22 protein-coding genes are annotated in these 23,735 nt (G+C 69.7%); 4 read left to right on the top strand and 18 right to left on the bottom strand.

Annotation, left to right across the window (positions count from 1 at the left end; all coding sequences use genetic code 11):
* Positions 1–274: 274 nt before the first annotated feature.
* The 3 genes from tyrS to LF262_RS16090 form a co-directional block, all read right to left on the bottom strand.
* A complete protein-coding gene (gene tyrS, locus LF262_RS16100; protein ID WP_235781411.1) occupies positions 275–1,585 on the bottom strand; it encodes a tyrosine--tRNA ligase in 1,311 nt (436 codons plus the stop codon).
* Between the two features lie 17 nt (positions 1,586–1,602).
* Positions 1,603–3,876 (bottom strand): HelD family protein, encoded by a 2,274-nt coding sequence (locus LF262_RS16095; protein ID WP_235781410.1) that lies wholly within the window; start codon positions 3,874–3,876, stop codon positions 1,603–1,605.
* 91 nt (positions 3,877–3,967) lie between these two features.
* Positions 3,968–4,480 carry an adenine phosphoribosyltransferase gene (locus LF262_RS16090; protein ID WP_308190553.1) on the bottom strand — a complete coding sequence of 171 codons (513 nt, stop codon included), beginning with the start codon at positions 4,478–4,480 and terminating at the stop codon, positions 3,968–3,970.
* A 178-nt stretch (positions 4,481–4,658) separates the two neighbouring features.
* On the opposite strand from LF262_RS16090, the gene LF262_RS16085 reads away from it, so the two are divergent.
* A complete protein-coding gene (locus LF262_RS16085; RefSeq protein WP_235781409.1) occupies positions 4,659–5,270 on the top strand; it encodes a GNAT family N-acetyltransferase in 612 nt (203 codons plus the stop codon).
* Here LF262_RS16085 and LF262_RS16080 read toward each other — a convergent pair.
* The 5 genes from LF262_RS16080 to LF262_RS16060 all read right to left on the bottom strand — a co-directional run bounded on the left by LF262_RS16080 (position 5,267) and on the right by LF262_RS16060 (position 10,239).
* Positions 5,267–5,902, bottom strand: a complete 636-nt coding sequence (locus tag LF262_RS16080) for a DNA-3-methyladenine glycosylase (protein WP_235781408.1) — start codon at positions 5,900–5,902, stop codon at positions 5,267–5,269. The two genes, LF262_RS16085 and LF262_RS16080, sit on opposite strands and share 4 nt — an antisense overlap.
* A gap of 3 nt (positions 5,903–5,905) precedes the next feature.
* Positions 5,906–6,652: a maleylpyruvate isomerase family mycothiol-dependent enzyme gene (locus LF262_RS16075; RefSeq protein ID WP_235781407.1), complete on the bottom strand. Its 747-nt coding sequence runs from the start codon at positions 6,650–6,652 to the stop codon at positions 5,906–5,908.
* A 14-nt stretch (positions 6,653–6,666) separates the two neighbouring features.
* On the bottom strand, positions 6,667–7,455 hold the full coding sequence (locus tag LF262_RS16070) for a PIG-L deacetylase family protein (protein WP_235781406.1): 789 nt from the start codon (positions 7,453–7,455) through the stop codon (positions 6,667–6,669).
* A gap of 80 nt (positions 7,456–7,535) precedes the next feature.
* Positions 7,536–9,017, bottom strand: a complete 1,482-nt coding sequence (argH, locus tag LF262_RS16065) for an argininosuccinate lyase (protein ID WP_235781405.1) — start codon at positions 9,015–9,017, stop codon at positions 7,536–7,538.
* Positions 9,018–9,033: 16 nt separating this feature from the next.
* On the bottom strand, positions 9,034–10,239 hold the full coding sequence (locus tag LF262_RS16060) for an argininosuccinate synthase (RefSeq protein WP_235781404.1): 1,206 nt from the start codon (positions 10,237–10,239) through the stop codon (positions 9,034–9,036).
* Positions 10,240–10,413: 174 nt separating this feature from the next.
* Here LF262_RS16060 and LF262_RS16055 point away from each other — a divergent pair, with 174 nt between their 5' ends.
* Positions 10,414–11,802 carry a M20/M25/M40 family metallo-hydrolase gene (locus tag LF262_RS16055; RefSeq protein ID WP_235781403.1) on the top strand — a complete coding sequence of 463 codons (1,389 nt, stop codon included), beginning with the start codon at positions 10,414–10,416 and terminating at the stop codon, positions 11,800–11,802.
* 14 nt (positions 11,803–11,816) lie between these two features.
* On the opposite strand, the gene LF262_RS16050 is transcribed toward LF262_RS16055, so the two are convergent.
* Genes LF262_RS16050 through LF262_RS16040 form a run of 3 tightly spaced genes read right to left on the bottom strand, consistent with a single transcriptional unit; the run spans position 11,817 to position 15,213 of the window.
* A complete protein-coding gene (locus LF262_RS16050) occupies positions 11,817–12,698 on the bottom strand; it encodes an RNA polymerase sigma-70 factor (RefSeq protein ID WP_308190552.1) in 882 nt (293 codons plus the stop codon).
* A 52-nt stretch (positions 12,699–12,750) separates the two neighbouring features.
* Positions 12,751–13,980: an NAD(P)/FAD-dependent oxidoreductase gene (locus tag LF262_RS16045; RefSeq protein ID WP_235781402.1), complete on the bottom strand. Its 1,230-nt coding sequence runs from the start codon at positions 13,978–13,980 to the stop codon at positions 12,751–12,753.
* Positions 13,981–14,013: 33 nt separating this feature from the next.
* Positions 14,014–15,213, bottom strand: a complete 1,200-nt coding sequence (locus tag LF262_RS16040; protein WP_235781401.1) for an NAD(P)/FAD-dependent oxidoreductase — start codon at positions 15,211–15,213, stop codon at positions 14,014–14,016.
* Positions 15,214–15,322: 109 nt separating this feature from the next.
* On the opposite strand from LF262_RS16040, the gene LF262_RS16035 reads away from it, so the two are divergent.
* The gene (locus LF262_RS16035) at positions 15,323–15,919 is read left to right on the top strand and encodes a DinB family protein (protein WP_235781400.1); all 597 of its coding nucleotides are present in this window, start codon (positions 15,323–15,325) and stop codon (positions 15,917–15,919) included.
* Here the strand turns inward: LF262_RS16035 and LF262_RS16030 are convergent.
* From LF262_RS16030 to argC, 7 genes are all read right to left on the bottom strand, one after another.
* Positions 15,903–16,364: a DUF8821 family protein gene (locus LF262_RS16030; RefSeq protein ID WP_235781399.1), complete on the bottom strand. Its 462-nt coding sequence runs from the start codon at positions 16,362–16,364 to the stop codon at positions 15,903–15,905. The genes LF262_RS16035 and LF262_RS16030 overlap by 17 nt on opposite strands.
* A gap of 240 nt (positions 16,365–16,604) precedes the next feature.
* Positions 16,605–17,123, bottom strand: a complete 519-nt coding sequence (locus LF262_RS16025; protein ID WP_372462795.1) for an arginine repressor — start codon at positions 17,121–17,123, stop codon at positions 16,605–16,607.
* Between the two features lie 13 nt (positions 17,124–17,136).
* Positions 17,137–18,108: an ornithine carbamoyltransferase gene (gene argF / locus LF262_RS16020; RefSeq protein ID WP_235781397.1), complete on the bottom strand. Its 972-nt coding sequence runs from the start codon at positions 18,106–18,108 to the stop codon at positions 17,137–17,139.
* Entirely contained in the window at positions 18,105–19,421 is a 1,317-nt protein-coding gene (locus tag LF262_RS16015) for an acetylornithine transaminase (protein ID WP_235781396.1), read from the bottom strand. The genes argF and LF262_RS16015 overlap by 4 nt, the downstream gene beginning before the upstream one ends.
* Positions 19,418–20,386 carry an acetylglutamate kinase gene (gene argB / locus LF262_RS16010; RefSeq protein ID WP_235781395.1) on the bottom strand — a complete coding sequence of 323 codons (969 nt, stop codon included), beginning with the start codon at positions 20,384–20,386 and terminating at the stop codon, positions 19,418–19,420. The genes LF262_RS16015 and argB overlap by 4 nt, the downstream gene beginning before the upstream one ends.
* A gap of 7 nt (positions 20,387–20,393) precedes the next feature.
* The gene (gene argJ / locus LF262_RS16005) at positions 20,394–21,560 is read right to left on the bottom strand and encodes a bifunctional glutamate N-acetyltransferase/amino-acid acetyltransferase ArgJ (RefSeq protein WP_235781394.1); all 1,167 of its coding nucleotides are present in this window, start codon (positions 21,558–21,560) and stop codon (positions 20,394–20,396) included.
* A complete protein-coding gene (gene argC / locus LF262_RS16000) occupies positions 21,557–22,624 on the bottom strand; it encodes an N-acetyl-gamma-glutamyl-phosphate reductase (protein WP_235781393.1) in 1,068 nt (355 codons plus the stop codon). The genes argJ and argC overlap by 4 nt, the downstream gene beginning before the upstream one ends.
* A gap of 118 nt (positions 22,625–22,742) precedes the next feature.
* Here argC and LF262_RS15995 point away from each other — a divergent pair, with 118 nt between their 5' ends.
* Positions 22,743–23,714 carry a quinone oxidoreductase family protein gene (locus LF262_RS15995; RefSeq protein ID WP_235781392.1) on the top strand — a complete coding sequence of 324 codons (972 nt, stop codon included), beginning with the start codon at positions 22,743–22,745 and terminating at the stop codon, positions 23,712–23,714.
* Positions 23,715–23,735 lie beyond the last annotated feature (21 nt).

Here is a 23,735-nt window from a genome sequence, read left to right as displayed (position 1 = left end):
TCTCAAAACGGATTCAAATCCGAATTTTGAATTCCGCCCCTCCGGGGGCGCTGCAGAATGTTCCGGCTCAGCCGGACTCCGAGCATTTCCCGGGGGGTCAGATCGAGGTTTTTTCGCCCCCGCGCTGCGTTGGCGACTCGGAATACACTACCCCCTGCCCCGGGGCATCGCAACTCGAAAGCCGGAGCGGGCGTGTCGCCTCGATCACAGCGCCGACGACACCAGCACGAAGGCCCCCCGGGCAAACGTCGGAGGGCCTCGGCAGAGGCTCGCGTCAGGCCTCGAGGACCGCCGTCGCGAGGTTCTTCTTGCCCCGGCGGACGAGGAAGTACCTGCCGTGCAGGGCGTCGTCGGCAGTCACGACGGCATCCGGATCCGTGATCTTCGTGTTGTTCACGTAGGCCCCGCCCTCCCCCACGGTCCGCCGGGCGGCAGACTTGCTCTCCGCCAGGCCTGTCGCGACCAGAAGCTCGATGATGCCGAGCTGGTCCGGGGTCACCGCCGCCGTGGTGAGCTCCGCTGTCGCCGCAGACAGGATGCCCTCGTCGAGAACGCCGAGATCGCCATTGCCGAACAGCGCGGCAGATGCTGCAATGACTTTCTCTGTCGCCTCCACTCCATGCACGAGGGAGGTCACCTCGAACGCAAGCCGGCGCTGGGCCTCCCGGGCGAAGGGGCGCTCCTTGACCGCCTCCTCGAACTCCTCGATCTCAGACCGGGTCAGGAACGTGAAGACCTTGAGCCGGTCAACGACGTCCGCGTCGGCGGTATTGAGCCAGAACTGGTAGAACGTGTACGGCGAGCACATCGCGGCGTCGAGCCAGATAGCGTTGCCCTCGCTCTTGCCGAACTTCGTGCCGTCCGAGTTCGTGATGAGCGGCGTGCCGAGCGCATGCACCGACTTTCCCTCCACCTTGCGGATGAGCTCGGTGCCGCTCGTGAGGTTGCCCCACTGGTCTGACCCGCCGGTCTCGAGCACACATCCGTACTGGCGGTACAGCTCGAGGTAGTCCATGCCCTGGAGGATCTGGTAGCTGAATTCCGTGTAGGAGATGCCCTCGTCTGAGCTGAGGCGCGAGGCAACGGCATCCTTGCGCAGCATCGTCCCGACGCGGAAGTGCTTGCCGATCTCGCGCAGGAAGTCGATGGCGGAAAGCGGGGCCGTCCAGTCGAGGTTATTCACGATCCTCGCCGCGTTCACGCCCTCGAACGAGAGGAAGCGGCTCACCTGGGCCTTGAGGTAGCCCACCCACTCGGCCACGGTGTCCTTCGTGTTGAGGGTGCGTTCCGCGCTCGGGCGCGGATCTCCGATGAGACCGGTCGATCCGCCCACCAGCCCCAGCGGGCTGTGACCCGCCAGCTGCAGCCTCCGCAGCACGAGCAGCTGGACCAGGTTGCCCAGGTGCAGACTCGGTGCCGTCGGGTCGAAACCGCAGTAGTACGTGATCGGGTTCCCAGCAAGGAGCTCCTCGAGCTCCGCCTCGTCCGTTGAGACGTGGACGAGTCCACGCCACTTGAGCTCCTGCCAGATGTTGGGAAAGCTGGGATCGTTCTTCTGGGAGTCGAGAATTGCTGTCTGCGGCACGGCTTCTACGGTATCAGTCACCCCGCAGGCTCCCCCTGCACGATTCCCGCGGGAAGGGGACCCTTGGCGATGAGGCGAAGACGCTGTGTGGGCCTGGTCATCGCCACGTAAAGGTCGCCGACCTTCCCATGCGCATCGTCCAGCAGCTCTGACGGCTCCAGGACCACGACGACGTCGAACTCCAGGCCCTTCGCCTCCCGCGGGTCCAGCACCACGATGTCCTGCTCGAAGCTCCCCGCTCCGCCGCCCACTCGCGGGCCGTAGGCCGCGCGCAGTGCCTCGCGTGCCCAGCGCAGGAGTGGACCTTCCGCAATGACGGCGACCAGACCGCCGTCGGCCGCCTCAAGTTCTTCGGGAATGACCTCGACGAGCCGATGCACCACGGGGTCTGCGCCGTCAGCGCGGGCTGTGACCCGGTCGATGATCGGGTCCCACAGGCCCTCGCGCACCGCCTTGGGCGCGGACACGACGAAGCCCGCAGCGGCTGCCATGCGCGCGGCGGCTTCGGCGATCTGGCTCGGCGTACGGTAGTTGACCGTCAGCTCCTCGAGCGTCCACCGGTCGCCGAAGAACGGCCGCAGTGCGTGCCCCCACGACGACGCGCCCGCCGCCGAGGAGGTCTGCGCGATATCGCCCACGATGGTGAACGACTTGAGGGGGCAGCGGCGCACGAGCAGACGCCACTGCATGTAGGAGAGTTCCTGGGCCTCGTCGACGATGATGTGCCCGTATGCCCAAGTGCGGTCGCCGACGGCGCGCTCGGCCGCGGTGAGACGCACCTCCGGCCCCTGCTGGAACGCCACCAGGTCCTCGGCCTCGACCACGCCGTCGATGCCCTGCTCGCGCAGGGACGCGTCGACGTTCCTCAGGGCCTGCTGGGCGTTCTCGAGATCACGACGGCGCTCGGCCTCGCGGCGTGCTGCCTCGTGGCCAGTGGACGCGTCCAGCTCGCCCAGGAGCTCCGCCGCCTCGTCGAGGAGAGGCACGTCCGCCTCGGTCCACGGGGCCTCGGAGGGACGGCGCAGGAGGTCGCGTTCCTCAGGGGTGAAGTCACCGGCGACCGCGTCGAGGATGCTGCGCTTGCTGAACAGTTCGGAGACGAGCTTCTCCGCCGTCACGGGCATCCAGCACAGATTCACGGCCACGCGCACGTCGCGGGACTGCCGGACGTCCTCGGCGAGGTAGGAGCGGTCCGCGGTGTTCCCGGAGCCGCTGGCCTCGACCTTGGCCTGGAGCTGCTCTGTGAGCTCCCGCAGGAGGATCTTGACGAACGTGTTCCGCGCCTCGTTGTATGGCTTCCCCGTTGCTCGGGCCTTCTCGCGGGCGCGGCGCACCTCGCGCGGCGTCAGGAGCAGCTTGTAGCCCTCGACCTCGAGGATGCGCTCCGAGGGCGGGATCCGCTGACGGTTTGCGACGGCCGCCGCAATGAGGCTCACCATGCGCTCGCTGCCCTTGAGCGCCGCGACACGCGCGTCCCTCTCGGGGACGGCCGTGATCCCGGGCATGAGGCGCCCCACGCTGGACATGACCACGCCGGTCTCGCCGAGCGAGGGAAGGACGCGCTCGATGTACTTCATGAAGGACGACGACGGGCCCACCAGCAGCACGCCCGCGCTCTTGAGCCGGTCGCGGTGCGAGTACAGCAGGTAGGCCGCCCGGTGGAGAGCCACCGCGGTCTTGCCGGTACCCGGGCCTCCCTGCACGACGAGGGCGCCGGGCAAGGGGGCCCGGATGATCCGGTCCTGCTCCGCCTGGATGGTGCTGACGATATCCGCCATGCGGCCCGTACGCTTCGAGTTGAGCGCCGCGAGGAGCGCGCCCTCGCCCTGGTGGTGGGCCGCGCCGTCGGCGAGCAGCTCCGAGTCGAGCACGTCATCCTCGAGGGCCTTGACGTCGCGGCCCTGGAGGATCAGGTGGCGGCGGCGCCGCACCCCCTGGCGGTCGAATGCCGTGGCCTGGTAGAAGTGGCTCGCCTCAGGGGCGCGCCAGTCCACCATGAGACGGCGAAGGTCCTCAGTGCTCATGCCGATGCGGCCGATGTACTGCGACTCGCCATCGTCAAGGTCGAGGCGGCCGAACACGAGCCGGTCCTCGACAGCATCGAGCTGGGCGAGCCGGTCCTCATACATCGCGGCAAAGGCGTCGCGCTCCGAAACGTTCTGGCTTGAGCCGATCGCACCCGCCTTGCGGACGGCCGCGAGCTGGCCGCGCTTCTCCTCTCGCAGCTCGTCAAGCCTCGTGTAGAGGCCCTTGACGTAGTCCCGTTCATGGGCAAGATCGGCGTCGAGCATCCTTGCCTTCCCCTGTCAGAAAAGTTCGACCGTCCATTCTACAGCGATTCCGGTGAACGGACGCGAAACCCTCCACACGATGTGACGCCGGTCAGTCATGGAGTTGCTGGAGCGAGTGCACGCGCTCGCCCGCGAGCGCCTTCCGGCCGCCCAGGCCGACGAGCTCGAGCACGACACCGATGCCCACCACGCTGCCGCCCGACCGGTTGACGAGCCGCACCGCTGCTCCCACCGTCCCGCCCGTGGCCAGGACGTCGTCGAGGACGAGGACGCGGGCGCCGGCCGGGATGTCGGTGGTGTGCACCTCGAGTGCTGCACTGCCGTACTCGAGGGCGTATTCCTCGGTGAACGTCTCACGCGGGAGCTTGCCGGCCTTGCGGACTGTCAGGACGCCGGTGCCAGTCGCGTAGGCTGCAGCGGCCGCCAGCAGGAAGCCCCTCGCCTCGATCCCGGCCACGAGATCGAATTGCCCGGCAAACGGCCGGACGATGGCGTCCACGATGGCCCGCAGCCCCTGGGCGTCGGCGAACACCGGGGTGAGGTCCTTGAACGTGATCCCGGGCTTCGGGTAGTCCGGAACGGTCATGCAGAGACGGTCCAGGATGTCCTCCACAGCCCGGGCGCCGGGCACGTTCTCGGGGCCGGCGGCGCCGCTCGTCGAAGGGGTCTGGGCCGCGGTTTCTGGGCTGGGATCACTCACACCTCCACGTTAGGCGAAAGTTCCTATCCACATGGCCGGTGACACCGCCCACGCGGGGACGCCCGGATGCTTCACTGGCACCATGCATCACGAGCTCACGTTCGCCGGGCACGGCATCCGTTTGCTTCCGCTGGCGCCCCAGCACGCGGAACACCTCTTCGGCCACATCGACGACTCGCTGTGGTCGGGCATGGCCGCACGCCGTCCTGACTCGGTCGAGGATCTGGCAGAGCTCTTTGCCGCGCGCCTTGCGGACCCCTCGGCGCTGCCGTTCACCGTGGCCGACGGCGCGACGGGGGCGCTCGCGGGCACGACAGGGCTGTACGACGTCGATGCGAGGCTCGGGCGTGCCGAGCTGGGCGGGACCTTCTTCGGCCGCCCCCATTGGGGTTCGGGGATGAATCCGGCGAGCAAACTGCTTCTGCTGCAGCATGGCTTCGAGGACCTGACCCTGAGTCGCATCGCGTTCCGGGTGGACACCCGCAACGCGCGCAGCGCGAAGGCCCTCCTGGCGCTCGGCGCGGTCTACGAGGGAACGCTGCGCGCATACCGGCCGGGCCACGACGGCCCACGCGTTGACGCCGCCGTCTTCTCAGTGCTCGACGCCGAGTGGCCCATGGTCCGCGCCCGCCTCCTCGCGCGGCTTGCGGCACGGGCCTTTCCCATCAGCGTCGCTCCGGCGGACGCAGCCTAAGCGCGGAGGGGCCGCGGCTTGGCTGGGCGGTACTGGGAGACGCTCGGCTCGCCGGGCAGCCAGAACCGCCACGGGTAGTCCTCGGATCCTCCCGGACCGGCCAGCCCCACCCGGGGTCCGGACAGCACCCCAGCGGCCCGGTGCGCTGGCGGCACGAGGCGGAACCGCGCGCCGTCGAGCGTCGCACCATCGTCACCGCGGCCGATCCCGAGCGCCTGCGTGAGCCTGGCAGGCCCACGGGCTAGCTCGACGTCCCGCCTCGCAGACGCACGGCGCGAACGCGCTAGTTCGACTCCCCCGATGATCTCTCCCGCCCGCAGGAGGCACCCTGACGACGTTCCTGCGGGACCGCACACCACGTTCGCGCAGAAGTGCATGCCGTAGGTGAAGTAGACGTACAGGCGCCCGGGAGGACCCCACATGACCTCGTTCCGCGGCGTTCGTCCGTTGTAGGAGTGCGAGCCCGGGTCGGGGTGGTCTGAGCCGCGGTGGCCGCGGTAGGCCTCGACCTCGGTGAGCCGGACACTCACGGCGCCCTCCGGCGTCGTATGCGTCAGCACTGCGCCGAGGAGATCCGGAGCGACTGCCACCGGATCCCGCAGGAGCCAGCGGACGAGTCCATCGAAGTCCATCGGCTACTTCGTGGGAATCGCCGAGGGCCACGGCCCGAGCCCGGGCAGGGGCACGGCCTCACCGGCATGCGTGGCGCGGACGGCACCGTGCGAGACGGAACGCCCCGCGAGCCACGCCGCCAAGTCCTGGAGACGCCCCTCGAGGACGACGACGTCGCTGCCGCCGCCGAGGCTGATCTCCTCACCTCCTGTGGCACACAGGTCGAAGGTGCGGCCCTCGGGAACCCGTGGGGCGAGGAAGCCGAGGAGATGCCGGCAGAAGGCACCCGACCACTCCTGCTGGGTGCACCCGGTTCCGAGATCGCCGCGGTGGATGACAAGCTCGCGCCACAGCGCCAAGGCCGCGTCGCGCACCACGCCATCTCGGAAGCGCACCGGGGTATCCCATTCCTCCGGGCTCAACACCTCGAAGGCCGCGAGCGCGCGGTCCACCGACGCCCCGACCCGCTTGCGGTGCACGCCCGCCGCGGCATGCGCCCCGGCCTCGATGGCACGGTCTCGAGCGGGCAAGCCGCCGTCGTAGAGGTCCGCCTGCCTGTGGCGTCGCGCAAGCTCGGCCTGCCGCGCGAGGGCGGAGGCGATCCCCTCGATGTGGGCGAGCACATGGCCGCGGGTCCAGCCCGGCAGCTCAGACGGTGCCGTGACCGAATCCTCCGAGAGGCCGCCGAGCTCGCTGTGGATCCCCTCCGCTGCGGCCCGCAGCGCCATGAGGAGCTCTTCATCGGTCAGGGCTGCGGCACGGGTTCCCATGCGGCCCAGCGTACCTACTCGAGACCCTCGAAGATGTCAGTCAAGAGCGGCTCGCCCCGTCCGCGCGGAGGCCAGGCCTGTACGAAGTACTCCCTCGACGTCGCCGAAAGCCAGGCAGCGCGGGCCAGGGGGTGTTCGAACAGGGAGAGCCGCTGGCTCCTGTGCTCCGACAGGCCCGCAACGACGCGCTCGGCAACGCTGCTCGTGTCCACCCGAATGTCCACCAGTTCGTCGGGGATTCCGCGGAAGTGGTAGACCTGCGATGGATCCCAGGCCGCCAGCCCCGTCGCCTGGCGCGCCACATTGACGCGCCGCCACGTCGACTCCTTCATGGCCCAGTGCAGAAGTCGCTTGAGTCCAGGGCCGCCATCCAGCGCGAGGGAGACGAAGGCCGCGTCCGTGGCCCGGCCGATGGCGATGTGGTCGGGATGGCCCGTCACGCCGTCGGGGCCGAAGGTCGCAACGACATCCGGCCTCTCCTCATCGAGGAGTGCGCCCACGCGGGCTGTGAGCTCGGCGAAATCCACGTGGGCGAGTCTGCCGTCGTCGTACCCAAGCCACTCGTGGCGGTCCGGCCCGCGGCCGTGCGCCGCCCAGGCCTTCGCGTCCTCGAGCCGCCGCAGGGCACCGAGGGTCGCGGGCGTCGCGTCGACCTCGGGGGCGATCAGGCCAGCCGCTCCGTCGGTGGCGTGGACGAGCGCGAAACGAAACGCCGGCTCGTGCCCGTGGAGGGCGATCGAGCCGGCAATGCCGACGGCGTCGTCGTCGGGGTGAGCGACGACGAGCATCAGCGCGCGGGCCACGGAATGATGATGCGCCGCGGCGGCCGTCATTGGGAAGGGGACGGCCGCCGCAGTCGGCGGGCTGCGCGGAGTAGGAGCTCTCAGCCGGCCGACGGCGTGTGGATGGCGAACGCGCGCGCCTCGCCCAGCTGGGCCTTGAGTGCGTCAAGCTGCTTCGTGACGGCCGACGGCGCAGTCCCGCCCTGCGCGCTCCGACTCGCCAGAGAACCCTCCGTGGACAGCACCGAACGGACCTCCGGGGTGAGCGCGGGGCTGATCGCCGCGTACTCTCCGTCGGTGAGGTCCCAGAGCTCGACGCCGCGCGACTCTGCCTGCTTGACGGCGGCGCCCGAGAGCTCGTGGGCTTCGCGGAACGGCACGCCCTGGCGGACGAGCCACTCGGCGATGTCGGTCGCAAGGGCGAAGCCCTGCGGCGCGAGGGCCGCCATGCGCCCGGTGTTGAAGGTCAGCGTCCCGATCATGCCGGATACGGCCGGGAGCAGGAGCTCGAGCGTGTCCGCGGCGTCGAACACCGGCTCCTTGTCCTCCTGCAGGTCGCGGTTGTACGCGAGCGGAAGGCCCTTGAGGGTCGCGAGCAGGCCTGTGAGGTCACCGATGAGGCGCCCGGCCTTGCCCCGGGCGAGCTCGGCGACGTCCGGGTTCTTCTTCTGCGGCATGATGCTCGAGCCGGTGGAGTAGGCGTCGTCGAGCGTGACGAAGGAGAATTCCTTCGTGGCCCAGAGGATGACCTCCTCCGAGACGCGGGAGAGGTCCACGCCGATCATCGCCGCGACCCAGGCGAACTCGGCGAAGACATCCCGCGAGGCCGTGCCGTCGATCGAGTTGTGCACGGCCGAGTCGAAGCCGAGGTCCGCAGCGACGGCCTCCGGGTCGAGCCCGAGGGACGAGCCCGCGAGCGCCCCTGAGCCGTAGGGGGAAACGGCCGCGCGCTTGTCCCAGTCCGCGAGGCGCTGGACGTCGCGGAGCAGTGCCCACCCGTGGGCCAGGAGGTGGTGGCTGAGCAGGACGGGCTGCGCGTGCTGGAGGTGCGTCCGGCCGGGCATCGCCGCTTCTGGGTGCGCCTCGGCCTGGGTCACGAGCGCGTCGACCGTGGCGAGGACACCGCAGGCGATGATCCGCGCGTGGTCGCGCAGGAACATGCGCCCGAGGGTCGCGATCTGGTCGTTTCGCGAGCGGCCCGCGCGGAGCTTGCCGCCGAGGTGCGTGCCGGCGCGCTCGATGAGGCCGCGCTCGAGCGAGCCGTGCACGTCCTCGTCGGACTCGGCCGCGACGTACGCGCCCGAGGCCACGTCAGCGTCAAGGCGGTCCAGCGCGTCGAGCATGCCGGCCAGCTCGACGTCGTCGAGCAGTCCTGCGCGGTGCAGGACGCGTGCGTGCGCACGCGAGCCGGCGATGTCGTAACGGGCCAGGCGCCAGTCGAAGTGCGTGGACTTGCTCAGTGCGGCCAGTGCGTCCGCAGGTCCCCCGGCGAAGCGTCCGCCCCAGAGCGCGCCCTCATTCGTCCCCGAGTGCCCCCCGGCCTCGCTGCGCTCGGTCGGGGACCCCTGCACTCGTGGGCCCATCCCGTCAACCATCGCCCTACTCCCCCGCGACGCGCTGGTCGCGGCTCGAGGCGACCTTGGAGGACATGCCCCAGATGTCGATGAAGCCCTTGGCGTTCGACTGGTCGAACGTGTCGCCGGTGTCGTACGTGGCGAGGTTGAAGTCGTACAGCGACGTGTCGGAGCGGCGGCCATTCACCACGGCCGTGCCGCCATGCAGGACCATCCGGATGTCGCCGGAGACGTACTTCTGGGAGTCGTCGATGAAGACGTCCAGGGCGCGCTTGAGCGGGGAGAACCACTGGCCGTCGTACACGAGCTCGCTCCAGCGGCGGTCCACGCCGGCCTTGAAGCGCGCGTGCTCGCGCTCGATCGTGATGTCCTCGAGGTGCTTGTGCGCCGCGATGAGGGCCATGGCTCCGGGGGCCTCGTAGATCTCGCGGCTCTTGATGCCCACGAGGCGGTCCTCGACCACGTCGATGCGGCCCACGCCCTGGGCACCCGCGCGGCGGTTGAGCTCCTGGATGATCTGCAGCGGGGTCATGGCGACGCCGTCGAGCGCGGTGGGCGCGCCCTGAGCGAAGGTGATCGTCACCTCATCCGGCGCTGGCGGGAACTCAGGCGCCGCCGTGTAGTCGTAGATGTCCTTGGTCGGGGCGTTCCAGATGTCCTCGAGGTAGCCCGTCTCCACCGCGCGGCCCCACACGTTCTGGTCGATCGAGTAGGGGTTCTTCTTGGTGGTGATGATGGGGAGGTGCTTCTCCTCCGCGTACGCGATCGCCTTGTCGCGGGTGAGCGCTAGGTCGCGGACCGGTGCGATGCATTTGAGGTCGGGGCCGAGGGTCTGGATGCCCACCTCGAAGCGGACCTGGTCGTTGCCCTTGCCGGTGCAGCCGTGGGCCACGGTGGTGGCACCGAACTCGCGGGCGGCCTTGACGAGGTGCTTGACGATCACTGGACGCGAGATCGCCGAGACGAGCGGATAGTGGCCCTGATAGAGGCCGTTGGCCTTGAGGGTGGGCATGCAGTACTCGTCGGCGAACTCGTCGCGGGCGTCCGCGATGTAGGCCTCCACAGCGCCGCAGCCCAGAGCGCGCTGGCGCACCGTCTCCATGTTCTCGCCGCCCTGGCCCACATCGACGGCGACGGCGACCACCTCGGCGCCTGTCGCGTCGGCGATCCAGCCGATGGCAACGGAGGTGTCCAGACCGCCCGAATAGGCGAGGACGATGCGATCCTTCATGGGGTTCTCCTTTGGCACAGAATCCACAGCAGAGCGGATTACGAATTGTTATGCATCAGTCTACATAGATATGCATTCGTCGCAATCCGTGGCGTCAGCTCTCAGGCATTGTCGTCGGCCAGAGCCCCAGTGACAACGCTTGGCCCGACGCCTTCACTCTGAGAGGGTGGGCGCATGCCAGACGAAAGCGGGAATGTGCGCGCACAGGCCGAGGCAGGCTTCAACGAGGCAATCACGGATTTGGCCCGCCTCGTCGCGATTCCTGGCTCGGCCTGGCCCACACTCGACCCCAGCCCGCTCGGTGTCAGCGCCGCACTCGTCGCCGACCTGTTCACCAGGGCGGGCTTTCCCGAGGTCGGAGTCGTACAGGCGCCGCGGCCGGATGGCACGCAGGGAGCCCCTGCCGTCCTCGCCCACAAACCTGCACCACCCGGAGGTCCTACAGTCCTCCTGTACGCACACCATGACGTCCAGCCTGCGGGCGACCCCGCCGAGTGGCAGGTGCCCCCGTTCGAGGCCACCGAGCTGGGCGGGCGCCTGTACGGGCGCGGCGTCGCGGACAACAAGGGCGGCGTCATCCTCCACCTCGCGGCGTACCGTGCCCTCGTTCGAGCCCTCGGGCCCGAGGTGGGCCTCGGTGTGACCGTGCTCATCGATGGAGAGGAGGAGATCGGCTCGCCATCACTTCCGGCGCTCCTGGACCGTCACCCAAAGGTCCTGCGATCGGACGTCGTGATCGTCGCCGACTCGGGCAACTGGCGCGTCGGGACGCCCGCTCTCACCACGAGCCTGAGGGGCTACGCTTCAGCCACGATAGAGGTCCGCGTGCTCGAGCACGCCCTGCACACGGGAACCTACGGTGGCCCGGTACTCGATGCCCTCGCGGTACTCGCACAGCTCATCGCGAGCCTGTATGCCCCGGACGGAAGCGTGGCCGTTGCCGGGCTTGTGGGCTGGGACGCCGGTGGGACGGAGCTGAGCGAGGAGGACTACAGGTCGGACGCGGCTGTACTGCCGGGGGTACGGCTCGCCGGATCGGGGAGCATCACATCGAGACTGTGGACCAAGCCCGCACTGTCGGTCATCGGGCTCGACGCACCGCCAGTGGACCTCTCGCCAGACGCCATCGTCCCAAGGGCCAGGGCCAAGGTCAGTCTCAGGATCGCGCCCGGCGACGATCCGGCCCGAGCCCTCGACACGGTGCGGGCGCATCTCGAGGAGCACACCCCGCTCGGAGCACACGTCACCCTCGCACCGGGGAGCGCAACGAGGTCGTTCGCCGGCGACGCCCAGTCACCGGCTGCGCGATCGATGCTGCGCGCGATGGAGGAGGCTTGGGGCGTCCCACCGGTCCTCATGGGCGTGGGGGGTTCGATCCCGGCGGCCGCCGAGCTGGCGGCGTCGATCCCCGGCGCCCAAGTGCTCATCAACGGTGCCGAGGACCCCGACTCGCGCGCCCACGGCGTTGACGAGTCCATCGACCTCGACGACTTCGGAAAGGCCATCCTGGCCGAGGCCCTCCTGCTCGCCTCGCTGGCAGAGGAGGGCGGATGGCGCTCGTGAGCCGCCCCGGCACGTCAGGAGCGAACGACCACCGTGTCCGCCCCGAGGCGCGTGAGCTTCTCCGGATTGCGCACGTAGTAGAGCCCGGTGATCCCCGTGCTGTCGACGCGTGCGGCCAGCACGCCGTCGAGCTTGCCGTTCAATCGGAACACGAGGGCTGGCGTGCCGTTGACGAGCGCGGGCTCGGCGGTCGGAATCACCCCCGATTTTGCCAGACCCCCCATCACCATCCGGACGATCCGATCTGCACCCACCACGGGCCGCAGCGCCGCCTGCCGGATTCCACCGCCGTCACCGATGTACACGACATCCGGCGCGAGCACGTCGAGGAATCCCTGCCGGTCGCCCGTCTCGAGTGCGCGCTGCAGCGAGGCCAGCGCTGTGCGGGCCTCCGCCGCTGACGCGGGCTGGCGCGGCTGCCGGGCCTCGACGTGCTTCCGGGCCCGGTGGGCTATCTGTCGGACCGCCGCCTCGCTCTTGTCCACTGATCGGGCGATTTCCTCGTAGCCGACGTCGAAGACCTCTCGCAGGACGAACACGGCGCGCTCGGTGGGTGTGAGGGTTTCGAGCACCACCATGAGCGCCATGGACAGGCTCTCGGCGAGCTCGACGTCCTCGGCCACGTCCGGGGATGTCAGCAGCGGCTCGGGGAGCCACGGGCCCACGTACGCCTCCTTGCGGCGCGCCATCGTCCGGAGGCGATTGAGAGCCTGACGGGTCACGATCCTGATCAGGTAGGAGCGCCCGTCCCGGACTGTCTCCAAGTCCACCTCGGCCCATCGCAGCCACGACTCCTGGAGGACGTCCTCGGCGTCGGCAGCAGAACCGAGCATCTCGTACGCGACCGTGAACAGGAGGTTACGGTGGGCCACGAACACCTCTGTTGCCACACCCACCGCGTGCTCATGCCGTGGCGGACTTTCCTCCCTGCGTGACATCGCCGCCACCCTAGCCTCCCTTGTGAGCGGGCACCAGCCCCACGGAGCCACGGGACGCGATCCGGGCGGTGCGCCTGCGGTCCCTGACGATCCAGGCATGCGAGCCGGGTCTGCGTGCCTCCTTGGCCAGCTGGTCGATCGGGCTGGTGCACGCCGCTTCCTTCAGCAGCGCACCAGCTCGTCCCGACACATGCAGCCAGATGGCCGTGTCATCGGAGCGGGCGAACTGGAAGACGCCATCCCGCCGGCCCAGGCTCACGCACATCGCGGCGATTCCGCGGGTAAAGTCCTGCGGGGTCTGGCCTGCGATCCGCTGTAGCACCGTGTCCGCCGCATGCGAGCCGAGCGGAAGTGCTGCTTGGCAGCTCATCCTCAGGGGCATGCCCGACGGTGAGGCGGCGTCGCCTGTCGCGACGATGCGGCCGTCGTCGATGCTGGTCAGCGTCTCGTCGGTCAGGAGCCGTCCCGCGGAGTCGACACTGAGCCCGCTGCGGAGCGCGAGCGCCGAGGCAGCGAACCCGGTGGCCCACACCGACACGGCGCTGGCAAGGTCGTGGCCGTCGGCAAGGCGGACGGCGTCTCGGGTCACCTCGGCAACCCGGGACGCGGGGCCCTCGAGCACGGTGACGCCGAGCCTCGCCAATCCGGCGGCCACCGAACGGCGGCCCCTTGGGTGCAGGTAGGGGCCGAGCGTGCCACCGCACAGAAGCGTGACTGCTCGGCCCTGTTCGGCGAGCTCCGAGGCCACTTCGATGCCGAGCGGACCGGCGCCGACCACGGTGATGGGCGCCCTCGGCGGCGTCGTGGCCACGATCGCGCGGAGCCGCTGCGCCTGTTCGAGGATGGACACCGGGTGGGCGAATTCGGCAGCACCGGGGATCAGCGGAGATGCCGCCGCGCTTCCCACAGCGTAGACGAGGTAGTCGTACGCGATCGTCGAGCCTGAAGCGAGCTCCACGGCGCGCTGCTGGGCGTCGATGCGCGCGGCCGTGTCCACGACGAGCCGTACGCGCGGCGAGAGGACGGCGGCGAAGTCGCGGACGGCGTCGTGCGTCCCGCCCACAAGCTGGTGCAGGCGGACCCGCTCGACGAACTCGTTGCGCGGGTTGACGAGGGTGACGTCCACGTCCGGTCGTTGGGTCAGCCGGTTGGCTGCCATCGTGCCGGCATATCCGCCGCCGATCACGGCGACACGGGTGCGCGGGGTGCTCCCTGAAGCAGCTGAGGCGGTGCTCTCCATGACGGTTCTTCCTCCTGGTGGTCGATCCGGTGATTACGCGCTGACCCGCGCTGACTCAAGCAGGCCCTGCCGCCCGGTGTCCTTGAACGGGACCCAGTTCATGAGTCCGGGTCGCTTGCCCTCGAAGACCAATGACCCGTAGGCGAACCCAGACCCGGACTCCTTGAGGATGGCCGCGCTGCGTCCGGCGACATAGGCCTTCGTCGCATGGTCGTCTTTTGAAGCGAACTGGTACACGCCGAAGCGGCGTCCCAGACTCAGGCACTGCCCGACGAATCCAGGGGCCACGGCCTTCGGCTCCCGGCCGTCGATACGCGCCAACACCGTGTCCGCCGCCAGATTGCCGAGCGGGACAGCGATCTGGCAGCTCATCCGGTAGGGCGCGCCCGACGGTGAGGCGGAGTCTCCCGCGGCGACGATCCGCGGGCTGTCCACGCTCGTGAGCGTCTCGTCGGTGAGGAGGCGACCTGCCTCGTCCGTGCTCAGGCCGCTGCGCGCGGCGAGATCTGGTACCGCAAATCCCGCTGTCCAGAGCGTCACGTCGCTGGCGACCTCGCGGCCGTCCTCCAGAAGCACGGTGGCCGCACCCACCTCAACCACGCGTGCGCCGTCGCCGTCGCCGTCGAGCACCGTCACTTTGAGCGATCGCAGCCTGTCCCCGACGACCCTGCGGGCGGGCGCCTCCAGATACGGGCCCAGCTCGCCACCGCACACGAGGGTCACGCCGCGTCCCTGCTCCGTGAGCTCGGCGGCAGTCTCGATGCCCGTAGGGCCCGCGCCGACGATCGTCACAGCGCCGGACTCCGGCGCCACGTCGACGGCCGCCCGGGCCCGTCGCGCGTCCTCGAGGGTCGATATCGGGTAGGCGAACTCCGCCACGCCCGGCATGCTTGGCGTCGCGCCGAAGCTTCCGACGGCGTAGACAAGGTAGTCATACGCGACGGTCGCGCCCGATATGAGCCCGACGGCGCGCTGCTGGGCGTCGATGCGCACCGCGGTATCCACGACGAGGCGGACGCGCGGCGAGAGGACAGCGGCGAAGTCGTGGACGGCGTCGTGCGTCCCTCCGACAAGCTGGTGAAGGCGGACCCGCTCGACGAACTCCGCGCGTGGGTTGATGAGGGCCACGTCCACGTCTCGGCGCTTCGTGAGCCGGTTCGCCGCCATGGTCCCGGCGTACCCGCCGCCGATCACGACGACGCGGGTGCTGGCGCTGCTCCTGTTGTCAATCACGGTGTCTCCTAGGGTCCGGTATCCCGTGTGTCGGGATTCCGACCACAAGACACCGTTGCCTGCGGATCTGTGACACGCTCTTCAGTGGGATCTCGGTGAGAATGGCGTCATGACGGACCTCAACGATCCCAAGACCGCCCTCAAGCGCTACCTCCAGACCCAGCGGGAGGCCCTGCTGTGGAAGCTCGAGGGCCTGAGCGAACGGGAGCTGCGGCTGCCGCGCACGCCCACCGGGACCAACCTCCTCGGCCTCATCAAGCACGTGGCCAACGTCGAGATCGGCTACTTCGGCAAGCCCTTCGGGCGTCAGTGGCCAGCGCCGGAGGAGCTCGTCTCGGACGCGGAGTTCGACGCCGACCCGCAGTCCGACTGGTACGCGACCGAGGACGAGACGGTCACGGGCATCGTCGACTTCTACCGGCGCGCCTGGGCGTTCTGCGACGCGACGATCGAGCAGCTGCCTCTCGGCGCGCCGGGGCAGGTCCCCTGGTGGCCCGGGGACCGGGGCCACGTGACGCTCGAACGGATCATGATCCACGTCATCGCGGAGGTGGCCCGGCATGCCGGGCACGCGGACATCATCCGCGAGCTGATCGACGGAGAGGCGGGCTTCCGCACTGGCACCAGCGCCCTCCCCGACATCGATTGGCCCGCCTATCTCGTCAAGCTCAACACTCTGGCGGAACGGTTCAGTACTCGCCCTTGATCACGAAGTAGGAGCCGCGGATCGTCCCAGCCAACTTCGACTTCTGACGCGCGAACTTGAAGTCACCCAGCTCCTCAGGCACGTCCATCCCGTCGGACAGCTTGAACCCGACGCCGCGCTTCCCGCCGTCTTCGAGGGTGTACATGACGTTGATCGACAGGCCTGACTCGTAGAACACGTACGACATCCTGATGCCGTCCACCTCGAATTCCGTGACTTCGAGCGGGGTCGAGGCGATCACGATGTTCCGCTCCTCGGAGAGGACCTTGTTGATGTAGGCCAGCGTCTCCGGGTCCTCGCTCGCCGGCGTGACCGTGAAGTCGTGGTCGTACTTGTTCTTGAAGTAACGGGCTTCGTTGGCGCGCAGCCCTGCCAGCGCCTGGGCGACGGGAGATGACTCCAGTCCCGTGGTGGATACGTCCTTGAAGTCAACGGTGTACGGCATGGGCCCTCCTGATTCGTGGCTCTTCGCAGTTCAGACTACGTCGCACGGCGCGGGCGGGCTCCTCTATTCCTGATCGAACACCTCGCTCAACCGGTGCATCGTCGGCCCCGGACCGCTCGTTCGATGGAGCACGCCGGACGCGCATGGCAGGCCGTTACCGGCACAACAGGCGCCGCCGCGGGCCTGTTGTGCCGGTTGGCGCCTGTTGTGCCGGTTGGCGCCTGTTGCGGGCGGCGACCCCTACGCCCCCTGGGACGCGAGCTCGAGGAATCGGGCCGCCATGGCCTCTCCCCCGGCCGGCTCGCGCGTGACGATCATAACGGTGTCATCGCCGGCGATCGTGCCGAGGATCGCGGGGATCACGGAGTGGTCGATCGCGAGCGCCAAGAAGTTCGCCGCGCCCGGCGGGGTGCGCAGCACCGCGATGTTCGCCGACCCCTCGGCGGTGACGAGCAGTTCGGCGCACAGCTTCGCGAGCCGTGCATCGAGCACCTCGGGCGCTGGGCCGAGGCGCGGGCTACGGTCCCCGCCCTCGCCGCGCACCGCGTAGACCAGCCCGCCATCGGCGCCGCGCACCCGTACCGCGCCGATCTCCACGAGATCCCGCGAGAGGGTCGCCTGGGTAACCTGCACGCCGTCGTCCGAAAGCAGCGCGGCGAGCTCGGCCTGCGAGCGCACCGAGGCGCCCGCCAAGAGCCCGCGGATGCGCGCCTGGCGAGCCGCCTTGGTCTGCGGGGCGGAGCCGGGAATCGCGGTCATGGCCATCGCCTCGTCACACCGCCGGCAGGCCTTCGACGACGGCCTGGCCAGAGTAGTGCAGCACCCACGCGAGCAGGGCCTTCTGGGCATGCAGCCGGTTCTCGGCCTCGTCCCACACGATCGACTGCGGGCCATCGATGACCTCGGCGGCGACCTCGTACCCGCGGTACGCCGGGAGGCAGTGGAGGAACACGGCGTCGGGCGCGGCCTTGGCCATCGCGGCGCCACCCACCGAGTAGTCACGGAAGAGCTGCATCCGCTCGGCCTTCTCGTCCTCCTGGCCCATCGACACCCAGGTGTCAGTCGCGACGACGTCGGCGCCCTCGAGCGCCGCGACCGGATCAACTGTGATGAGCACCGAGCCGCCCGTCGTCGCGGCGACATCCTCGGCCTCGGCCACGATCTCCGGGGCGGGCAGGTAACCTTCAGGCCCGGCGATGCGCACGTTCATGCCCGCCGTGGCGCCGGCAAGGAGGTACGAGTTGGCCATGTTGTTCGCCGCATCGCCCAAGTACGCCATGGTCAGCCCGGCGAGCTTGCCCTTGTGTTCCTTGACAGTGAGCAAGTCGGCGAGCAGCTGGCACGGGTGGTAGTCGTCGCACAGGGCGTTGACCACGGGCACCCGTGAGTTGGCGGCCATGTCCACGAGCCCTTGATGGGCCCCCGTGCGCCACACGATGGCCGCGACCATGCGCTCGAGGACCCTCGCGGTGTCCTCGACCGACTCCTTGTGCCCGATCTGGCTCTCGCCCGGGTTGATGATGAGCGGGGTGCCCCCCATGTCAGACACGCCGGTCGAGAAGGACACGCGGGTGCGGGTCGAGGTCTTGTCGAAGATCACGGCCACCGTCTTGCGGGCCGCGCCCTCCGCCGCGAGCGGCTGCGCCTCGTACGGAGCAGCCTTCATGCGCACCGCGAGGTCGAGGACCTCGGCCTGCTCTGCAGGGCTGAGGTCGGTGTCCTTGAGGAAGTGCCGGATGGTCACGTGGTCTCCTTTTCTGCAGCGGCAAGCTGCCCCGCGGCGGTGGCCACGAGGCCCGGCAGCGCCGCAATGAAGGTGTCGGCCTGCTCCGCCGTAAGGATGAGCGGCGGGGCGAGGCGGATGGTGCGCGGTCCGGGCGCGTTGATGATGAAGCCGGCCTCGAGCGCGGCGTTGACGACGGCGCCCGCCAGGTTCGCGCCGGCTGCCACCGCAGTGCCGTCCCCGCCCGGGCCCACGAGGTCGATGCCGATCAGCAGCCCGCGGCCGCGGACCTGGGCGACCTCCGGCAGCGCGGCGAGTGCGGAGCGAAGCCGCTCGCCCACTGAGCGCACGTTCGCGAGGACGCCTTGGGTCTCGATCGCGTGGACGGTGGCGAGCGCGGCGGCGGTGGCGACCGGGTTCCCGCCGAAGGTGGTGCCGTGCTGGCCGGCGGCGAGGCGTGCGCTGTTGTCGGCGCCGAAGGTCACGAGGGCCCCGATCGGGAACCCGCCGCCGAGGCCCTTGGCGAGCGAGACGGCGTCGGGCACGATGCCCGAGCCCTCGATGGCAAGCCAGGTGCCGGTGCGGCCCATCCCGGTCTGGACCTCGTCGACGATGAGGAGGGCCCCGGCGTCGTGCGTGATCTTCCGGGCGGCAGCGAGGTAGCCGGCCGGGAGGGGAATGACGCCGGCCTCGCCCTGGATGGGCTCGAGGAACACGGCCTGCGTTGTCTCGTCCACTGCTGCGGCGAGCGCGTCGAGGTCCCCGAACGCCACGTGCACGACGCCGCCGGGCAACGGCTCGAACGGCTCGCGGTAGGCCTTCTTGGCCGTGAGCGCGAGCGCGCCCATGGTGCGGCCGTGGAAGGCGCCCTCAAGCGCCACCACCTTGGTGCGTGGCTTCTCTGGCGTCCCCCGGTTGCGGCGCGCCAGCTTGAACGCCGCCTCGTTCGCCTCGGTGCCTGAGTTCGCGAAGAACACCTTCGAGCCGGAGGGAGCGCCGGTGACCTGAAGGAGCTTCTCGGCGAGGGCCACCTGCGTGGGGCTTGTGAAGAAGTTCGAGACGTGGCCAAGTGTGGACAGCTGTGAGGAGATCACACTCGTGACGAACGGGTGGGCATGGCCGAGCGCGTTGACCGCAATCCCGCCGAGGAGGTCGAGGTACTGCTTGCCGTCGGCGTCCCACACATAGCAGCCCTGCCCGCGCACGAGAACGCGCTGCGGGGTGCCGAAGACACCCATGAGCGAGTCCTGGTAACGGGCCAGCCACTCAGATCCGCTCGAGGCGCCCGCTAGCTCGGACAGAGGACGGGCCTCGGGGAGGTTCTCGGTGGTCATGCGTGCTGTCCTTCCCCGTCGGGCACCACCTGGGTTCCGACGCCTGCGTTCGTGAAGACCTCGAGGAGCATCGTGTGCGGGCTCCGGCCGTCCACGATCGCGGCCCGGTCCACGCCTTCGGTCACCGCCTTGAGGCATGCCGCCATCTTCGGGATCATGCCCGAGGCGAGGCCCGGGAGCATCCCGCGCAGCTCGGAGGCGGAGACCTGCGAGATGAGCGAGTCCTTGTCGGGCCAGTTGCGGTAGAGGCCCTCCACGTCCGTGAGGATCACGAGCCTCGAAGCCCCGAGGGCGACGGCGACAGCCGCGGCAGCTGTGTCCGCGTTGACATTGAGCACCTGGCCCGTCGGCTGGTAGGCGGGCAGGCCGCCGTCCTGGGTCCCGCTGCCCGTGGCGACCTCCGGGGCCACTCCCGAGATGACCGGGATGCGGCCGGCCTCGAGGATGTCCAGGACGGCGCCGGGTTCGACGCCGACCACCTCGCCGACGAGGCCGAGGTCAACCTCCTCGCCGTCCACAACGGCACCGGTGCGGACGGCACGCAGGAGGCCCGCATCCTCGCCGGAGAGGCCCACCGCGTAGGGGCCGCGCGAGTTGATGAGACCCACGAGCTCGCGGCCCACCTGGCCGGTGAGGACCATACGGACCACGTCCATGGCCTCCGGCGTGGTGACGCGCAGTCCGCCCTTGAACTCGCTCTCAATGCCCACGCGGTTCAGCATGGCGCTGATCTGCGGGCCGCCGCCGTGCACGACAACCGGCCGGATGCCCACGTGGTGGAGGAACACGATGTCCTCGGCGAAGGCGCGGCGGAGCTCGTCGTTGACCATCGCGTTGCCGCCGTACTTGACCACCATGGTGGTGCCGGCGAATTTCTGGATCCAGGGCAGGGCCTCGATGAGGGTCTCGGCCTTGTCCATGGCGAGCCGGATGTTCGCCCTGGTGCTCTCTGGGCTCTCTGTCATGCCAGCCTCAGCTCGAGTAGGCGGAGTTCTCGTGCACATAGTCGTGCGTGAGGTCGTTGGTCCAGATAGTGGCCTCGGCGCTGCCGGCAGCTAGGTCGATCTCCACGAGCACCTCGCGCGGCTCGAGGTCCACGAGCGAGCGGTCCTTGCCGATTCCGCCCTTTTGGCAGATCTCGATGCCGTTGATAGAGACGTTGATCTCGTCCGGCTCGAACACCGCGTCGGTCGTGCCGACGGCGGAGAGGACCCGGCCCCAGTTGGGGTCCTTGCCGAAGATCGCGGTCTTGAAGAGGTTGGAGCGGGCAACAGTGCGCGAGACGAGCTCGGCGTCGCGCTCGGTCGCGGCGTTGAACGTGCGGATCGCGATGTCGTGCGAGGCGCCCTCGGCGTCGCCGATGAGCGCGCGTGCCAGCTCTGCGCAGACTTGGGTCAGGCCTGCCGTGAACCCGTCCGCGTCCGGGACGGCTCCCGAGGCGCCGGAGGCGAGCAGCACCACGGAATCATTCGTGGACATGCATCCGTCCGAGTCCGCCCTGTCGAAGGTGACGCGGGTCGCGTCGCGGAGGGCGGCGTCGAGCATCTCCGGCGTCGTCGCGGCATCGGTCGTGAGGACCACGAGCATTGTCGCGAGGCCCGGCGCGAGCATGCCAGCGCCCTTCGCGATTCCGCCGATCGTGTACTCGATCCCGGCGGCGTCGGTGCCCGCGAACACGGCCTCCTTCGGCACCGTGTCCGTGGTCATGATGGCGACGGCGGCCGCATGCCCGCCATCGTCCGCGAGCGCCGCGGCGAGCGCGTCGACCCCCGGGACGAGCTTCTCCATCGGCAGCTGCTCGCCGATGAGGCCGGTCGAGCACACTACGACGTCGCCAGCCGAGATGCCGAGGACGTCCGCGGTCTTCTCCGCGGTGCGGTGGGCGTTCTGGAAGCCCTCGGGCCCGGTGCACGCGTTCGCCCCGCCGGAATTGAGCACCACCGCGTCTACCTGCCCGTCGGTGACGACCTGCTTGGACCAGCGCACGGGCGCTGCCACGACGCGGTTGGTGGTGAAGACGGCGGCGGCGTGCTTGTCCGGCCCGTCATTGACGACAAGAGCCATGTCCGGGTTGCCGGAGGTCTTGAGGCCGGCGGTGACGCCGGCGGCCCGGAAGCCCTTGGGTGCGGTGACGGTCACGGAGCGACTCCCAGCTGGTTCAGGCCGGCGCCCTCGGGAAGGCCCAGCGCGATGTTCATGGACTGCACGGCGCCGCCTGCGGTGCCCTTGGTCAGATTGTCAATGGTCGAGCTGACGATCACGCGGCCCGCGTGCTCGTCGAACGCGAGCTGGATGACTGCGTTGTTGGAGCCGAGGACCATCTGGGTGGCGGGCCACTGGCCGGACGGCAGGAGGTGGACGAACTGCTCGTCCGCGTACGCGGCCTCCCAGGCCGCGCGGAGCGACGCGATGCCCACGCCTGCCTTCACCCGCGCGGTCGCCGTGGCGAGGATGCCGCGGCTCATGGGTGCGAGGGTCGGGGTGAAGGACACCGTGACGGGCTCTCCCGCGGCATTGGAGAGGCCCTGCTCGATCTCGGGGGTGTGGCGGTGGCCGCCGCCCACGCCGTAGGGGCTCATGGAGCCCATGACCTCGGACCCGAGCAGGTGCGGCTTGACGGACTTGCCCGCGCCGGAGGTGCCCGAGGCGGCGACGATCACGACGTCGTCGGGCTCGAGGAGGCCGGCGGCGAAGCCAGGGGTGAGGGCCAGGAGGGCGGAGGTCGGATAGCAGCCGGGCACGGCAATGCGCCGGGCGCCGCGGAGCTTCTCGCGCTGCTTGCCTCCGGCTCCGCCTCCAGAACCGGCGCCTCCCAGAGGCAGCTCGGGCAGGCCGTAGGGCCAGGTGCCGGCATGCTCCGAGCGGTAGAAGCGGAACCATGCTTCAGGATCCTCGAGGCGGTGGTCGGCGCCGGCGTCGATCACGAGGGTATCCTCGGGCAGGGCGGCCGCCACCTCGGCCGAAGCGCCGTGCGGGAGGGCGAGGAAGACGACGTCGTGCCCGGCGAGGTTCTCTGCCGTGGTCTCGACGATGACACGGTCGGCGAGCGGGAGCAGGTGCGGCTGGAGCTCGCCCAGTCGGCTGCCAGCGCTCGAGTGGGCGGTGATAGCGCCGATCTCGACGTCAGGGTGGTTGGCCAGCAGACGGAGGACCTCTCCCCCGGCGTAGCCGCTGGCTCCGGACACGGCTGCAGTAATGGTCACGGCACCACTCTAGGCAAGTTTATGCATGGTGGTCAATATTTATGCATAGATTCCTTCTCTAGGATGGGTGCGGACCCATGGAACACCCAACGACAGCAGCAAGACGTAGAGGAGAGCCATGATCAACGCCATCGTCGCCGCCACCCCCGGAGGACCCGAGGTACTTGCCCCAGCCGAGATTGAGATGCCGGAGCCGCGCCCAGGCCAACTCCTCGTGCGCGTCGCCGCGACCGGAGTGAACTTCATCGAGACGTACCAGCGGCAAGGCCTCTACAAGGTGCAGTTCCCCTTCACCCCCGGTGCCGAGGCAGCCGGTGTCGTGACCGCCCTCGGGCCCGGCGCGGAGGAGGCAGGCTACGCCGTGGGCGACCGGGTGGCCACAGCCGAGGGCCGCGCCACCTATGCCCAGTACACGCTCATCGATGCGGACAAGGCGCTACCGGTCCCGGAAGGCGTGGACCTCCTGACCGCCGCGGCGCTTCCCCTCCAGGGCATGACCGCGCACTACCTGGTCACCTCGACCTTCCACATCGAACCGGGCCAGTCGGCGCTCGTGCACGCAGGGGCCGGCGGCGTCGGCCTCCTGCTCATCCAGATGCTCAAGGCGCGCGGCGCACGGGTCATCACCACCGTCTCCACCGACGCCAAGGCGGAACTCGCGGCCGCGGCAGGCGCCGACCACGTGATCCAGTACCACGACTTCCCTGCTCAGGTGCGCGACCTCACCTCCGGTGCGGGCGTGGATGTGGTGTACGACGGCGTCGGGCGGGACACCTTCGACGGCTCGCTCGAGTGCCTCCGCCTCCGCGGGATGCTCGTGCTCTTCGGTGCCGCCTCGGGCCCCGTGCCGCCGGTCGACGTCCAGCGGCTGAATGCCGGTGGCTCGCTCTTCCTCACGCGACCGACCATCGCGCACCACCTCCTCAACGCCGCGGAGCGGCGCTGGCGCTCCTCCGAGGTGTTCGGAGCCGTGGCGGACGGCACCCTCAACGTCCGCATCGGTGCGCAGTTCCCGCTGTGGGAGGCCGCCGCCGCCCACACCGCGCTCGAGGGACGCGCCACGACCGGCAAGGTCCTCCTCGTCCCCTGACCTGAAACAATGGCCGCACCA

The sequence above is a fragment of the Sinomonas notoginsengisoli genome, assembly GCF_021554725.1.
GTDB lineage: Bacteria > Actinomycetota > Actinomycetes > Actinomycetales > Micrococcaceae > Sinomonas > Sinomonas notoginsengisoli.
Note: the sequence above shows the minus strand (reverse complement) of the source record. Positions and strands in the feature narration are given on the sequence as shown.